The organism is Pseudooceanicola sp. LIPI14-2-Ac024 (genome assembly GCF_042188925.1).
Classification (GTDB): Bacteria; Pseudomonadota; Alphaproteobacteria; order Rhodobacterales; family Rhodobacteraceae; genus Pseudooceanicola.
Genome location: NZ_CP170102.1, coordinates 695,396 through 710,383, shown reverse-complemented (window position 1 = coordinate 710,383; position 14,988 = coordinate 695,396). Strand labels below are relative to the sequence as shown.

Here is a 14,988-nt window from a genome sequence, read left to right as displayed (position 1 = left end):
GAAAGGGGCACCCCATGCCACATTCGATTTCCGAGATTGCCGCCGCCCTTGGGGCGGAGGTGGCCGGCGACACCGGCCTGACCGTCACCGGCGTGGCCGAACCGGCCGGCGCGGGCCCCGAGGACCTGGCGCTGGCGCTCAAGCCCGAGTTCGCCGAGGGCCTCGCCAAGGGCGAGGCGCGGGCGGCGATGCTCTGGCCCGGTGCAGACTGGCAGGGGCTTGGCCTCAAGGCCGCGATCTTTGCGCCGCGCGGTCGGCTGGCGATGGCTGGCCTGACCCGGATGCTCGATCCCGGGCAGGGCTATTACAGCGGCATCCACCCGTCGGCCTATGTCGATCCCTCGGCCGAGCTCGACCTCGGGGTCAGCGTCGCGCCGCAGGCGGTGATCGGCGCGGGCGCTCGGATCGGGGCGCGGTCGGTGATCGGACCGGGGGTCTATGTCGGGACCGACGCGGTGATCGGCGAAAACGCGATCCTGCACGCACACGTGCGGATCGGGGCGCGGGCGCGGATCGGCAAGCGATTCATCGCACAGCCCGGCGCGACCATCGGCTTCGACGGCACGTCCTTCGTGACCGAAGAGGCGTCAAACGTGGAACAGGCGCGGTCCTCTGCCGCGCAGGTGTCCGAGGCCAAGGCCCAGGAATGGGTGCGAATCCATTCGCTCGGCGGGGTCGTCATCGGCGACGACGTGGAGCTTGGCGCCAACACATGCGTGGACGCCGGCACGATCCGGCCGACGCGGGTCGGCAACGGGACCAAGATCGACAACCTCTGCATGGTCGGCCACAACGTGGTGATCGGCGACCACTGCTTCTTTGCCTCGATGGTGGGGATTGCGGGCAGCACTCGCGTAGGAAATCACGTTGTTCTCGGCGGACAGGTGGGGGTTAGCGATAATATTACAATTGGAGATAATGTTGTCGCCGGGGGTGGCTCCGGGATCGTAGGGAACGTTCCGGCAGGCCGCTTCATCATGGGGTACCCGGCTGTGAAGATGGAAACGCACCTGGAAATGTACAAGGCGCAAAGGCGCCTGCCGCGCCTCATGAACCAGGTGTCGGAGTTACAGAATGCAGTTTTCAAAGGGTCGGATACCGACTAAATCGAGCCTGACCGCGCATGGGGAGGCGAGATCATGAACGTCAAGGACAAGGTGATCCGGATCGTCGCGGAGCAGGCCGTGCTGGAGCCGTCGGACGTGACGCTCGAGGCCACTCTGGAGGAGCTCGGCATCGACAGCCTCGGCCTGGTCGAGAGCATCTTTGCCATCGAGGAAGCGTTTGACATCCAGGTGCCGTTCAACGCGAACGAGCCGGAGCAGAGCGACTTCGACATTTCGAGCGTCGGCAGCATCGTGGCCGGGATCGAGAAGCTGGTGGCGGAACAGCACGCGTGAAACGAGTTGTCATAACGGGCGCGGGAACCATCAATGCGCTCGGTCACTCGGTTCCCGAAACGCTGGACGCCATGCGCGAGGGTCGCTGCGGCATCGGTGCGCTGGAGATGCGCGATGTCGAACGGCTGTCGATCCAGATCGGCGGGCAGGTCAAGGGCTATGAGCCCGAGGCCGATTTCAACCGCCAGCAGATCGCGCTTTACGACCGGTTCACGCAGTTCACCCTTCATGCCGCCAAGGAGGCCCTGACGCAGTCGGGGCTGGAGTTCCACGGCGAGATGGCAGCGCGCTGCGGCGTGGTGCTGGGCACCGCCGGCGGCGGCGTGTCGACCTGGGACGAGAACTATCGCACCGTCTACGAGGAGGGGAAGAACCGGGTTCATCCCTTTGTCGTGCCGAAGCTGATGAACAACGCGGCCGCCAGCCACGTGTCGATGACCTACAACCTCAAGGGGCCGAGCTTTACCGTCTCGACCGCCTGTGCGTCGTCCAACCACGCGATGGCGCAGGCCTTCCAGATGGTGCGCCACGGCATGGCGCCGGCGATGGTCACCGGCGGGTCCGAATCCATGCTCTGCTTTGGCGGGGTGAAGGCCTGGGAAGGGCTGCGGGTGATGTCCAAGGACGCCTGCCGCCCGTTCAGCGCCAACCGCAACGGCATGGTGCAGGGCGAGGGGGCCGGGGTCTTCGTCTTTGAAGAGATGGAGCACGCCAGGGCCCGCGGCGCCGAGATCCTGGCCGAGGTGATCGGCTTTGCCATGACCTCGGACGCAACGGACATCGTGATGCCGTCGAAACAGGGGGCGGCGCGCGCGATCACCGGCGCGATGACCGACGCCCGGATCAACCCCGAGGATGTCGGCTATATCAACGCGCACGGCACCGGGACGGCCGCCAACGACAAGACGGAATGCGCGGCCGTGGCGGATGCCTTCGGGCACCATGCCGACCGGCTGATGATCTCGTCCACCAAGTCGATGCATGGCCACCTGATCGGCGGCACAGGCGCGGTCGAACTGCTGGCCTGCATCATGGCCCTGCGCGACGGGGTGATCCCGCCGACCATCGGCTACGAGGAACCCGACCCGGAATGCGCGCTCGACGTCGTGCCGAACACCGCGCGCGAGGCGAAGGTCGAGGTGGCGCTGAGCAACGCCTTTGCCTTCGGCGGGCTGAACGCGGTTCTGGCCCTGCGGAAGGTGTGAGGGGCAGGGCACCCCACGACCGCGCGACAACGAAAAAGGCCCGCGTCATCGACGCGAGCCTTTGACTGTCTGCCGTTTCGCTTACTGCTGCGGCGGCGCGATCTGGGTGGCCTTGGTGAGGCCCTCGGTAAAGCCGATCAGCGACATGTTCAGGCGGACCTTCACGTCCGGCGCCTGCCACGGCACGATGGTCATGTTGGCTTCCTTGCCGCGCTTCATCGCGTCGATGTCGGCCTGGGTCAGGCCGATGCGGGCGAAGCAGCCGATCGGCGAGCAGAAGGAGAAGCGGTAACGCTTGCCTTTGGAGCCGTCGACGCCAAGCAGCAGGTCCTCGGTCAGCGCGGTTTCCAGCGGCACGACGATGGTGGCGCCGGCCACGGCCTGGCTGCCTTCGGGCAGGCGGAAGAGGCTGAATTCGGCAACCGGGTTGCCATCCTCGTCACGCACCAGCTGGTAGAGCTGGCAGGGGTCTTCGCCGTTCTCGGTGTTCACGCACTGGAGCTGCCAGTCGCCGATCTCTTCCTTGGTGTAGGCCTGGCCCACGCCGTCGCCGGGCTGCGCATCGGGATCGACGCCCATGTCGAGGGCGGATTTCTCTTCGCCCTGGGGGGCTTCGGTGGTGTCGGTCGCCGGCGCCTCGGACTCGGTTGCCGCGTCGTCCTGCGTGGTCTCTGCCGCGGCGTCGCCGGTGGCGGTGGTGTCCTGTGCGGCAACCGGGGCGGCAAGTGCCAGGGCGAGCAGAAGTGTAGTCAGTCGGGTCATCTCGATCCTGTGGTTTGATGGGTGGCGCGGGGCCTGAACTTGCCCCGCCTCTAGCATGGGTGCCGGCCAATGTCAGGCCCCGTGAAGGGGCTGGCCCGGTGCCGAGTGTTCACCTGCGCGTGTTACCGCGCGTGGAGGCGCAGACAAGAGAAAAGGGGCCATGCGGCCCCCTTCCCCTTGCTCCCTGTCGGACTGGCCGACTTTGTATTGGCCAGACGCTAAGAGGTTTTCATGTTTCCGTCAACAAGCAAGTTTCACCCCGATTTCAAGGGATTTCACCGCGTTTTTCGCAGCGAAAAGGACCGTGCCCGAAGGCACGGCCAGTCTGACAGGGAGGAAGTCAATCCGGGAGCGCGAGGACTGCGCCCCCGAACGCGATTCACACTGGCAGCTATTGATTAAGCAAGTATGGTCAAAGCGTATTTTTGATCGAAAGTTCCGGGGGAAGACGTGGGCGAAGGCATTTTCATCGGCGGCGGCGGAGAGGATTACGGCGTTCAGCAGCACCTCCGGCTCGACTATGCGAACCGTCACGGGCTGATCGCGGGGGCCACCGGGACGGGCAAGACCGTCACCCTGCAGATCATGGCCGAGGGGTTTTCGGCTGCCGGCGTGCCCGTGGTTCTCGCAGATGTGAAGGGCGACCTGTCGGGGCTGGGCGTCGCGGGCCGCGCGGACGGCAAGCTGCACGACGCCTTCACCAAGCGCGCGGGCACCATCGGCTTTGCGGATTATGCCTATGCGGCCTTCCCCGTGATCTTCTGGGATCTCTTCGGTCAGGACGGCCACCCGATCCGCACCACGATCAGCGAGATGGGGCCATTGCTGCTGTCCCGGCTGCTGGAGCTGACCGAGGCGCAGGAAGGGGTGATGAACATCGCCTTTCGCGTGGCCGACGAAGAGGGCCTGGCGCTGCTCGATCTCAAGGACCTGCGGTCGCTGCTGGTCTGGCTGGGCGAGAACCGTGCCGAGGTCGGACTGAAATACGGCAACATCTCTCCGGCCTCGATCGGTGCGATCCAGCGGCGGTTGCTGGTGCTGGAAAACCAGGGGGAGAGCGGCTCTTCGGGGAACCGGCGCTCGACCTGTCGGACCTGATGCACCACGATGCCGAGGGGCGGGGCGTGGTCTCGATCCTGGCTGCGGACAAGCTGATGGCGGCGCCGCGGCTCTACGCGACCTTCCTGCTGTGGCTGATGTCGGAACTGTTCGAGACGCTGCCCGAGGTCGGGGACCCCGAGAAGCCCAAGCTCGTCTTTTTCTTCGACGAGGCGCACCTGCTGTTCGACGGGGCGCCCAAGGCGCTGATCGACAAGGTGGAACAGGTGGCGCGGCTGATCCGGTCCAAGGGGGTCGGCGTCTATTTCTGCAGCCAGAACCCGGCGGACGTGCCGGATGACGTGCTGGGCCAGCTGGGTAACCGGGTGCAGCACGCGCTGCGCGCCTTCACCGCCAAGGACCGCAAGGCGCTGCGACAGGCGGCGCAGACCTATCGCGACAACCCGCGGTTCTCGACTGAGGACGCGATCCGCGAGGTCGGCACAGGCGAGGCGGTGACCTCGTTCCTCGAGGCGAAGGGCGCGCCGGGGGTGGTCGAGCGCACGCTGATCCGGCCGCCGTCATCGCAGCTGGGGCCGCTCGACCCGGCGCTGCGGCGCGCGCTGATCGACGGATCGCCCGTGGCCGGCAAGTACGACACCGCCATCGACCGGGTGTCGGCGCACGAGACGCTGATGGCGCGGGCCGAAAAGGCGGCAAAGGCGGCCGCCGAGGCCGAGATGGCGGCCGACGCACAGCCCGCCGCGGAACGCGAGTACCAGTCGGCCCGGCGCTACAGCGGCACCCGCGTGCCGCGGTCCACCTCGCGCCCGCGCGGGCAGCCCGAAACGGTCGGGTCGGCCCTGACCGAGGCGGTGATAAAGGAACTCAGCGGCACCACCGGCCGGCGCATCGTGCGCGGGATCCTCGGCGGGCTCTTCCGATCGCGCTGAGGGTCAGTCGGGAAAGAGCTCGCGCAGGTCGGGGGCGTAGGTGCGGCTGACCGGCAGGCTGCGTCCGTCCGACAGGGTGGCCCGCAGTTTCCCGTCCTCGCGGATCATGCCGGTCAGATGCGCCCGCGCGGCCCAGTGCGACCGGTGCAGGCGCAGGCCTTCGATCGGCTCGAGTTCGTCCAGGGCATCGGAAAACCGGATCAGGATCAACTGGTTGCCCCGGGTCGTGGTGACCTCGACATAGTGGTCCTGCATGGTGAGCGAGATGATGTCGCTGCCCAGTGTCGGCGTCATGCGCGTCAGGAACTTCGGCGCGGCCGCGGTCGGCACCGGCTCGACCCGCGGGGCAGGGGCGGTGTCCGGTTCGGGGGCAGGCGGGCGTGCCTGGGGATCGGCCTCGGGCGCGCCGAAGTCGAGGAAGTGGAAGCAGCCGATCACGAATCCGACCGCCATGACCTGGAACCAGACCACGGGGAGTTCCGCGACGTCGAAGGCGCCGGGCCAGAGGATCGCACAGATGAAATACACGAGCCCCGCGCCCGGCACCGCCGCGATGGCCGAGCCGAGGGCGATCTGCGCCACCCGGGGCCACCTGGCCAGCCGGCGGGAGGTGATGCAATAGTGCATGGCGACGTGCATCGGCAGCGCGACACTGGTGACGGTCGCCGTCCAGAACACGAAGCGCAACCCGAGGCTCATCGCCTCGTAAGAGCCGAAGGGTCCCAGCAGGGTGAGCACCAGGATCGTGCCGGCAAAGACCGCCAGGCCCCGTTCCGTACCGAATTCGCTGAAAATTCTACGCATCGTGAAATGCACTCGGGTTCATCTGGCGAATAATCTTAACCTTTCACGAAGGTCGCTTTGCTTTCAAGTCAGCCATGTTGTCTATTCGAAAGTATAGTTTCCGACGCATAGCACGACACATTCGAGAACCAAGATTTTAAGCTTTCCCTGCTGTGCAATCGCGCTCCCATGCCGCGATCGTACAGCAGGGGGACACCGTCCCGACCCATCCCTGTGAATTCCCCATGTCACGCCTTCGGGACGGAAAAAGGCCGCCGGTTCGTTCCGGCGGCCTTTCCTGTTTACGAAGGGTCGGCGGATCAGAACGGGATTTCGTCGTCCAGGTCGCGCGACGGGGACGACCCGCCCGAGGGGCCGCCTCGGTCGTCGTAACCGCCGCCATAGCCGCCCCGGTCGTCGTAGCCGCCGCCCGAGGAACCGCCGCCGTAGTTGCCGCCGCCACCGCCGCCGCCTTCACCGCGGCCGTCGAGCATCACCAGCGTGCCGCCGAAGCCTTGCAGCACGACCTCGGTGCTGTAGCGGTCCTGGCCGGACTGATCCTGCCACTTGCGGGTCTGCAGCTGGCCCTCGATGTAGACCTTGGAGCCCTTGCGCAGAAACTGTTCCGCCACGCGCACCAGGCCCTCCTGGAAGATCGCGACCGAATGCCATTCGGTCTTTTCCCGGCGCTCGCCGGTGTTGCGGTCCTTCCAGGTCTCGCTCGTCGCGATGCGCAGGTTGCAGACCTTGCCGCCGTTCTGGAACGACCGCACCTCGGGGTCGCGCCCGAGATTGCCCACGAGAATTACTTTGTTGACCGATCCCGCCATGGGCTCCCCTTCTTCGACGTCGATTCCGTGTTTGATTGGTTCCGACGGTTACACCAGACCAGAAACAAAACGTAAAGTTTTACGACAAGTCGCGCGGAGCTTTGCCGGCCTGTCGCGCCCGGTGGCGGTCACATCTGTGCGCCGGGGCTGGCCTTTTGCGCCGATTTCGCATTAATCTCGGCGAAAGGGACGATACGACGAGGGACAACTGGGCATGACACGACGGGCAACCGCGCTGGCCGTTCTGGCTGCGATCTGTCTTGCTGCGCCGGCGGGGGCCGCGGACACCGTTTCCACCAAATCAAGGGTCAAGCTGTTCCGGTCACAGACCGACCTGCTCGATCGGCGGGCCTCGCAGCAGTACAACAACTCGGTCCGGCTGCAGCCGCCGAGCGTGATCGCCCCGACCAAGTGGGACACCGGTGCCGCCTTTGCGGGGCGCTACAGCGGTCCCTTCCTCGACGTGGCGAAAGAGGCCGCGCTGCGCAATGGCGTGCCCGAGAACATCTTTCTGAGGCTGGTCCAGCAGGAAAGCGGCTGGCGCAAGGACGCGCTGTCGCACAAGGGCGCCATCGGCCTGGCCCAGCTGATGCCCGACACCGCGCGTCGGCTGGGGGTCGATCCGCACGACCCGCACGAGAACCTCGATGGCGGGGCGCGCTACCTGGCCACGCAGTTCCGCGAGTTCGGTGACTGGCGGCTGGCGCTCGCGGCCTACAACGCGGGGCCGGAGGCGGTGCGGCGGTACAATGGCGTCCCGCCCTACGACGAGACGACGCATTACGTCGCGGCGATCCTAGGGCGCTGATTTCCGGGCCTTCGGGCGCGTCCCTCATTCTTTAGGCAACCCCTGCAACGGGCGGCGTTCGGGAACCGAATGCCGGGCATCGGTGTTGGATAGCCGTCAGACGGGCAGGCTGCCTGTCCGCTGACCCGCCACGAAACCGCGACAGAACGCGACCGGCGGCCACACGAGAAAGAAGCGAGCGAGACGATGCTGAAAACCGCAACCACTGCCATGGGCCTGATCTTCGCCTCCAGCCTTGCCGTGCAGGCGCTGGACCGGCCGTTCCCGGTGTCCGAAGTGCAGGTGACGACCGAGCTTGAAAACGTTTCGGTCTCGGACGTAACGAATTTCTACCCGGCCTTCAACGAGGACCTGGAAAAGGCGATCTGGTCGCAGATCGAGAACCCGCAGAACGGCGGTCGCGGCTTCGAGATCGACGTGAAGGTGACCGAGGTCGCGCTGGATGACGGGGCGCTTGGCCCGGACGGCAAGTTCAACAATCTCGACGGTATCGTGACCTACACCTTCCAGGGCGCCGACCAGCCCTCTGGCACCTTCCCGATCGAGGTGACGGCGCAGTCCGGTGAGGCGCCGGCCGGTGCCATCGTCGTCATGCCGAGCGAGGCGGACTTCTACCAGGCGATGGTGATGGCCTTTGCCGCCGGCGTGAACGACAAGATGGCCGACCTGGCCCCGCCGCAGGACGACGCTGTCCAGCAGAAGAACTAAGGAGCCCTCGTAATCTCAGTCACGAGGGACGGCCCGTCCGCGCGATGCGCGGCGGGCCGTTTCCGTTCATTCCGCGGCGATCTTGATGACCGGCTCCATCTCGGCGAACTCGGCGTCGGAGAGGTGGCACTTGATCTGGTGGCCGTCGAAGTTGCGCATCGGCGGCACTTCCTTTTCGCAGAGCCCGCCCGGCACCCGGTCCTTCCAGCGGCAGCGCGTCTGGAACGGACAGCCCGGCGGCGGGTTCATCGCTGAGGGGATGTCGCCCTCGAGAACAATGTGCTTCTTCTCGACGCTGGTATCGGCAATCGGCACGGCCGAGAGCAGCGCCTCGGTATAAGGGTGGTAGGGAGGGGCAAACACCTCGTCCGTGGTGCCAAGCTCGACCACGTGGCCGAGGTACATGACCATCACCCGGTCGGACAGGTAGCGCACGATCGACAGGTCGTGGCTGATGAAGAGAAGCGTCGTCTTCTGTTCGCGCTGGATGTCCATCAGCAGGTCGGTGACCGCCGCCTGGACCGACACGTCGAGGGCCGAGACCGGTTCGTCCGCCACCACGATCCGGGCGTCCCCGGCAAAGGCCCGCGCGATCCCGACCCGCTGCTTCTGCCCGCCGGACAGCTGGCGCGGCATCCGGTCGGCAAAGGCGCGCGGCAGCTTCACGAGGTCGAGGAGCGTCAGCATCCGCTCGCGCCGCTCGGCATCGGTCTTGCCGAACTTGAAGATTTCGAGCGCACGGATGATCTGCCGCCCCACGGTCATCGACGGGTTGAGCGTGTCGAAGGGGTTCTGGAACACCATCTGGATGTTGGCCACGGTGTTGGTGTCCCGCTTCTCGATCGCGGTGTCCTGGATCTCGCGGTTGTCGAGGATGATCTTGCCCTCGGTGGCGGTCTCCAGTCCCATCAGCACCTTGGCAAACGTCGACTTGCCGCAGCCGGATTCGCCCACGATGGCCAGCGTCTCGCTCTCGCGGGCGTCGAAGGTCAGCGTCTCGTTCGCCTTCACGACCTTGGTGCCGCCCGAGGACGACAGCGTCGAGGCCGAGACCTCGTAGTACTTCTTGAGGTCCTCCATCCGCAGGACCACGTCCCCGACCTGGGCCTTTTCCTTGGCGTCGGTGACCACGAGCGGCGCGTTCCAGTCGATCTCGTCGAACTTCAGGCAGCGCGTTGTGTGATCCGGATCGCCGGGCAGGGCGACCATCGGGATGTCGCGGGCGTCGCAGCGGCCCTCTTCGAAATAGTCGCAGCGCGGGCCGAAGTTGCAGCCGGGCGGGCGTTCGTGGGGCAGGGGGAAGTTGCCGGGGATCGCCTTGAGCGGGCGCGTGGTCTTGTCGGCGCCGGGCAGCGGGATCGACCGGAACAGCGCCTGCGTGTAGGGATGCCGCATCTGGTCGAACACGTCCTCGATCGACCCACGCTCGACCGCCTCGCCGGAATACATCACGCAGAGGGAGTCGCACGTCTCCAGCACCAGCCCGAGGTTGTGGCTGATGAAGAGCATCGAGGTGCCGTATTTCGCGCCCAGCTCCTTCACCAGCTCGACGATGGCCGCCTCGACCGTCACGTCGAGCGCAGTGGTGGGCTCGTCGAGGATCAGCAGCGCCGGTTTCGACATCAGCGCCATGGCGATGACGATCCGCTGCTGCTGGCCGCCCGACAACTGGTGCGGATAGCTGTCGAGGATGCGCTTGGGATCGGGTAGTTTCACGTCGGTGACAACCTGCAGGGCGCGGTCGTAGGCTTCCTTCTCCTTCACGCCCTCGTGGATCATCGGCACTTCCATCAGCTGCTTGCCGATCTTCATTGCCGGGTTCAGGGAGGCCATCGGCTCCTGGTAGATCATCGCGATCTCGTTGCCGCGGATATGGCGCAGCTCGGCATCCGACATCTGCGACAGGTCGCGGCCCTTGAACCGGATCGAACCGCCGACGATGCGGCCGTTCTTGCCGAGGTCCTGCATCACGCCCAGCGCCACCGTGGACTTGCCGCAGCCGGATTCGCCGACGAGGCCCACCGCCTCGCCGGGGTTCACCACGCAGGAGAAGTCCATCACCGCCGGGATCTCGCGCAGGCGCGTGAAGAACGAGATAGAGAGGTTGTCGATCTCGAGGATCGGGCCGTCGTAGGTGTCGGTGTCAGCCATGTCTCAGTCCTTCAGGCTTTCCTCGCGCAGACCGTCGGCCATGAGGTTCAGGCCGAGGACGAGCGAGAGGAGGGCAAGGGCGGGCACGATGGCCGCGTGCGGGTAGATCGACAGGAGCTTTCGGCCCGCGTTGATCGTCGTCCCCCAGTCGGGGCTGTCGGGCGGCAGGCCGAGACCGAAGAAGCCGAGCGTGCCGAGCAGGATCGTGGTGTAGCCGATGCGCAGGCAGAAATCGACGATCAGGGGGCCACGCGCGTTCGGCAGGATCTCCCACAGCATGATGTACCACGGGCCCTCGCCGCGGGTCTGGGCGGCGGCCACGTAGTCGCGGGTCTTGATGTCCATCACCAGCCCCCGGACGATCCGGAAGACTGTGGGCGCGTTCACGAAGACGACCGAGACGAAGACCACCAGTATCCCCGGCGGCACGTTGAAGAGGTCGAGACCGGCGGGCATGAAGTTGACCGGCGTGAACGGATCCGAGACCAGCGAGAGGTAGAGCCAGATCGACGGAACCAGCACGACCGCGAGGATGATGTTCCGCTTGCCCGGCGCCGTGAAGTAGCGCGAGTTGATGAGCACGGTCGCGAAGATGATCGGAAAGACGAAGAGCGCGATGGCCAGGTAGGAGGGGATGCCGGTCAGCACGATCTCGGGCGTGACGAGCAGGTAGAAGAGCAGGATCACCGGGAAGGCGAGGATCAGGTTCGCCACGAACGACAGGAACGAGTTCGAGCCGTCCGCCAACGTAGCCCGCCGGCAGGCCCAGCGTGATGCCCACCATGAACGCAAAGAGCGTCGCGAGCGGCGCGATCCGGATGACGATGAAGCTGCCCGCGACCATCCGGGAAAAGACATCCCGCGCAAGGTTGTCGCCACCGAAGAGGTAATAGGGATAGTCCTCGGGCCCCGCGCCGTTCAGCGGCGTCCCGGGCGCTTTGTTCTTCATTCCCGAGACGGCGGTCAGCGGGTCGTGGGTCAGGATCATGTCGAACAGACCGGCGAAGAGCGCGGTGAAGATCCAGAACATCACCAGGCCAAAGCCGATCATGCCGATGGGATTGTCAAAGAGCTTTCCGTAGAGCCCCAACCGGCGCTTGAACATGATCGACAGCACGAAGGTCCCGATCAGCGCGATCCAGACCGGCAGGAAGCGGGCCGAGACGGCGCCGATGATGCCCTTGTTCTCGATCCCCGGAATGACAAGCCCGCCGGCAAGGTAGATCAGCGCAATGGCGAGGATCGCCCAGATCGCGCCCTGCATCACTAGCCGCGCCCAGTCGGCCGGGCCGCGACGGTCGATCAGGGTGCCGTCCGACTGGACCACCGGCGCGCGGCCCGGCAGCAGGCTGAGAAGCAGCGTCCCGACGAGGGCGAGGCCCAGCACGACGATGGCGGCGTAGAGGATCGGGTTCAGGACGGGTCCGAGAAGGCCGGTCCAGGTCAGCGTGTCCATGCGCGGTCCTCCCTACGAAATCCGGATGCGGGGGTTGAGGTAGACATAGCCGATGTCCGAGATCAGCTGCGTCACCAGCACGACAAAGACCGACACCACCGAGATGCCGAGCAGCAGGTCGATGTCGTTGTTCCCGGCGGCCTGCACCAGCGTCCAGCCGAAGCCCTTGTAGTTGAAGAGCGTCTCGACGATCACCACGCCGTTCAGCAGCCAGGGGAACTGCAGCATGATCACCGTGAAGGGGGCGATCAACGCGTTGCGCAGGGCGTGGCGGGTGACGATGGTGGGAAAGCTCACACCCTTGAGACGGGCGGTGCGGATGTACTGCGCGGTCATCACCTCGGCCATAGAGGCGCGGGTCATCCGGGCGATGTAGCCCATCCCGTAGAGCGAGATGGTGAGCACCGGCAGAAAGAAGTTCTCGAACGTCGCGTCGTCCATCGCGCTGGTCGCGGTGCCCTTGAACCATTTCAGCCCGACGGCCGACGAGGCGAAGACCGCGATCAGGATCACGCCGGACACGTATTCAGGCGTCGCCGTGGTGGCGATCGAGAAGGTCGAGAGCGTGCGGTCGGTGCGGGAGCCTTCGCGCATCCCCGCCAGCACCCCGATCAGGAGCGCCGAGGGCACCATCAGCAGCATGACCCAGAACATCAGCTTGCCGGTCAGCGCCAGCCGCGTGGCGATGATCGAACTGACATCCTCGCGGAACACCCGGCTGACGCCCCAGTCGCCCTGCAGGATGCCGCAGTAGCTGGCCGCCTCGGCCGGGTCCGAACCTTTCGGGATGCACTTGCCGGCGACAACCTCGCCCTCGGCATTCTCGCGCGTCCAGCCGGGCCAGACGCCCAGCCACTCCGCATAGCGGATCACCATCGGCTGGTCGAAGCCGTTGTTGTTCAGCCAGCGTTCGACCTCTTCGTCGGACATCCGGCTGTTGCCTTCGTACTTCGCGATCTTTTCGAGGTTCGGGTGCAGGTTGGTCAGGAAGAACACGATGAAGCTGAGGCAGAGCGCCGTCAGGATCATCGCGGCTGTCCGCCGGAGGAGGAAGTTCAGCATCACGCATCCCTGTCTGGCGGCGCGCCCGGGGCCATGGCTGGCTCTTGTGCGAAGGGGGGCCGCTGGATAAGCGCCGGGGCCGTGCGATCACGGCCCCGGCGGTGTCGGATCAGCTTTCGATCCACCACTTGTAGTGATGCATCTCGAAGGTGGGATGCATCTCGGTCCCGTGGACCGTGGGCTTGTAGTGCCGGAAGAGCGAGCGCCAGTAGGGCTGGATCACCACGCCCTCGTCCAGCATGATCTGCTGGATGTCGGCCATCACCTCGGACCGGGCTTCGGCGTCATTGATCGACATCGCCTCGGCCAGCTTGCTGTCGAACTCCTCGTTGGCAAAGGCGGTCTCGTTCCAGGCCACGCCGGAGCGATAGGCCAGCGCGAGCACCTGCACACCCAGCGGACGCATGTTCCACTCGGTCGCCGACCAGGGGTAGACCAGCCAGTCGTTCCAGAAGGTCGAACCCGGCAGGATTTCCCGCTTCACGTTGATGCCCGCGTCGCGGCACTGGGCGGCGACGGCATCGCAGGTGGCCGACTGCCATTCATCGTCGATCGAGATCAGCGTGAACTCGGTCTCGGCGTGGCCGGCCTCTTCGAGCAGCGCCATCGCTTCCTCGGCGTTCGGGGCCGGGGTCTCGATCTCGGCGTACTCGGGGTGGATCGGGCAGACGTGGAAGTTCTCGGCCACGGTGCCCAGGCCGGCATAGCCCAGTTCCAGCACCACCGCGTTGTCGGTCGCGCGCTGCAGGGCGGTGCGGACCTTGACGTCGGTATAGGGCTCCTGCTGCTGGTTGAAGCGGACGCAGAGCGTGGCGGCGGTGACCGCCTCGGACTTGGTCCAGCCGATGGCGTCCAGCACCTCGACGAACTCGCCGGTGGACTGGTAGGTCATGTCGATCTCGTCCGCGTCGGCGGCCGCGACCCAGGCGGCCATGTCGGTGCCGAAGTCGATGAACTCGATCCGGTCGAGGTAGGCCTCACCGCCCCACCACGCGTGGTCGGTGTTCTTGACCAGCACCTGGTTGACGCCGGGGTTGTTTTCCTCGGGCAGGAAGGGGCCGGTGCCGATCGGGTTCTCGGCCGGGTCCTCGCCGGCGTAGGACTGGTGCACCACTTGGGCGGGATAGTCGGCCATGCCCGGGATCACGGTGATGTCGGGGGCCGAGCATTTCAGCACCACGGTCAGATCGTCCGCCGCAGTGACCGCGCCCTCGCGCAGCGTGCCGGCGTCGGCGTCGATCAGCGAGGCAAAGCGCGAGGCCATCGAGTTGCCTTCGACCCCGGCTTCGCACCAGCGTTCGAAGTTGAAGACCACGTCGGCGGCGGTGAAGTCATCGCCGTTGTTCCACTTCACGCCGGGACGGACCTTGAGCGTGTACTCGGTGGCGTCCTCGTTGGCTTCCCAGCTTTCCAGCAGGCGGCCTTCGAAGGTGCCGTCGGCGTTGTACTGGATCAGGTACTCGAGCCAGCCGCGCGTGAAGTTGGCCATCTGGGACCAGTCGTAGTTGCGCGGGTCCTTGAGCGCTTTGCACTCCATCTGGACGCGCAGCGTGCCGCCCATCTGGGGCTCGGCGCTCTGGGCCGCGACAGGCTGGTCGAGGCCGCCGAGCGCGTAGACCAACGGCGTCGCGACGCCCAGGGCCGAGGCGCGGGCGAGGAACTCGCGCCGGTCGAGCTGGCCGGCCTTGAACTCCTCCGCGTACATCCGGGCGGCGGGGTGGATCCGCGCCGGGTTCGATTTATCGGTCATCGTCATCTCCCTGAGACATTTTCTTTTTTGTGAAGGTCACCGTCGGTGACTTTGTAGGTAGCTCTGTCGACCCGGGCGGCCA

General features: G+C 66.0%; 11 protein-coding genes and 2 pseudogenes. 6 read left to right on the top strand and 7 right to left on the bottom strand.

Going from position 1 to position 14,988, the window contains the following annotated elements; translation table 11 throughout:
• Positions 1 to 14 precede the first annotated feature (14 nt).
• Genes ACE2AC_RS03475 through ACE2AC_RS03465 form a run of 3 tightly spaced genes read left to right on the top strand, consistent with a single transcriptional unit; the run spans position 15 to position 2,605 of the window.
• Complete coding sequence (locus ACE2AC_RS03475; RefSeq protein WP_375690734.1) at positions 15 to 1,106, top strand: UDP-3-O-(3-hydroxymyristoyl)glucosamine N-acyltransferase; 1,092 nt, start codon at positions 15 to 17, stop codon at positions 1,104 to 1,106.
• Between the two features lie 33 nt (positions 1,107 to 1,139).
• Complete coding sequence (locus tag ACE2AC_RS03470) at positions 1,140 to 1,400, top strand: acyl carrier protein (protein ID WP_375690733.1); 261 nt, start codon at positions 1,140 to 1,142, stop codon at positions 1,398 to 1,400.
• Complete coding sequence (locus ACE2AC_RS03465; RefSeq protein WP_375690732.1) at positions 1,397 to 2,605, top strand: beta-ketoacyl-[acyl-carrier-protein] synthase family protein; 1,209 nt, start codon at positions 1,397 to 1,399, stop codon at positions 2,603 to 2,605. Before ACE2AC_RS03470 ends, ACE2AC_RS03465 begins: the two co-directional genes overlap by 4 nt.
• A gap of 81 nt (positions 2,606 to 2,686) precedes the next feature.
• On the opposite strand, the gene ACE2AC_RS03460 is transcribed toward ACE2AC_RS03465, so the two are convergent.
• On the bottom strand, positions 2,687 to 3,367 hold the full coding sequence (locus ACE2AC_RS03460; protein ID WP_375690731.1) for an invasion associated locus B family protein: 681 nt from the start codon (positions 3,365 to 3,367) through the stop codon (positions 2,687 to 2,689).
• A gap of 450 nt (positions 3,368 to 3,817) precedes the next feature.
• Here ACE2AC_RS03460 and ACE2AC_RS03455 point away from each other — a divergent pair.
• Positions 3,818 to 5,358 (top strand): annotated as a pseudogene (locus ACE2AC_RS03455) (helicase HerA-like domain-containing protein).
• A 3-nt stretch (positions 5,359 to 5,361) separates the two neighbouring features.
• Here the strand turns inward: ACE2AC_RS03455 and ACE2AC_RS03450 are convergent.
• Both ACE2AC_RS03450 and ACE2AC_RS03445 read right to left on the bottom strand, forming a co-directional pair.
• The gene (locus ACE2AC_RS03450; protein WP_375690730.1) at positions 5,362 to 6,162 is read right to left on the bottom strand and encodes a LytTR family transcriptional regulator DNA-binding domain-containing protein; all 801 of its coding nucleotides are present in this window, start codon (positions 6,160 to 6,162) and stop codon (positions 5,362 to 5,364) included.
• 299 nt (positions 6,163 to 6,461) lie between these two features.
• Positions 6,462 to 6,971 carry a single-stranded DNA-binding protein gene (locus ACE2AC_RS03445; protein WP_375690729.1) on the bottom strand — a complete coding sequence of 170 codons (510 nt, stop codon included), beginning with the start codon at positions 6,969 to 6,971 and terminating at the stop codon, positions 6,462 to 6,464.
• Between the two features lie 214 nt (positions 6,972 to 7,185).
• Between ACE2AC_RS03445 and ACE2AC_RS03440 the strand changes: the two genes are divergently transcribed.
• Positions 7,186 to 7,779, top strand: a complete 594-nt coding sequence (locus tag ACE2AC_RS03440; RefSeq protein WP_375690728.1) for a lytic transglycosylase domain-containing protein — start codon at positions 7,186 to 7,188, stop codon at positions 7,777 to 7,779.
• Between the two features lie 186 nt (positions 7,780 to 7,965).
• Complete coding sequence (locus ACE2AC_RS03435) at positions 7,966 to 8,487, top strand: hypothetical protein (protein ID WP_375690727.1); 522 nt, start codon at positions 7,966 to 7,968, stop codon at positions 8,485 to 8,487.
• Between the two features lie 66 nt (positions 8,488 to 8,553).
• Here ACE2AC_RS03435 and ACE2AC_RS03430 read toward each other — a convergent pair whose 3' ends face one another.
• The 4 genes and pseudogenes from ACE2AC_RS03430 to ACE2AC_RS03415 all read right to left on the bottom strand — a co-directional run bounded on the left by ACE2AC_RS03430 (position 8,554) and on the right by ACE2AC_RS03415 (position 14,906).
• Positions 8,554 to 10,638 carry a dipeptide ABC transporter ATP-binding protein gene (locus ACE2AC_RS03430; RefSeq protein ID WP_375690726.1) on the bottom strand — a complete coding sequence of 695 codons (2,085 nt, stop codon included), beginning with the start codon at positions 10,636 to 10,638 and terminating at the stop codon, positions 8,554 to 8,556.
• Between the two features lie 3 nt (positions 10,639 to 10,641).
• Positions 10,642 to 12,094: pseudogene (locus tag ACE2AC_RS03425) on the bottom strand (ABC transporter permease).
• A gap of 12 nt (positions 12,095 to 12,106) precedes the next feature.
• Positions 12,107 to 13,156, bottom strand: coding sequence for an ABC transporter permease (locus ACE2AC_RS03420; RefSeq protein ID WP_375690725.1), 1,050 nt, complete (start codon positions 13,154 to 13,156; stop codon positions 12,107 to 12,109).
• Positions 13,157 to 13,265: 109 nt separating this feature from the next.
• Positions 13,266 to 14,906, bottom strand: a complete 1,641-nt coding sequence (locus tag ACE2AC_RS03415; RefSeq protein WP_375690724.1) for an ABC transporter substrate-binding protein — start codon at positions 14,904 to 14,906, stop codon at positions 13,266 to 13,268.
• Between the last annotated feature and the right edge of the window lie 82 nt (positions 14,907 to 14,988).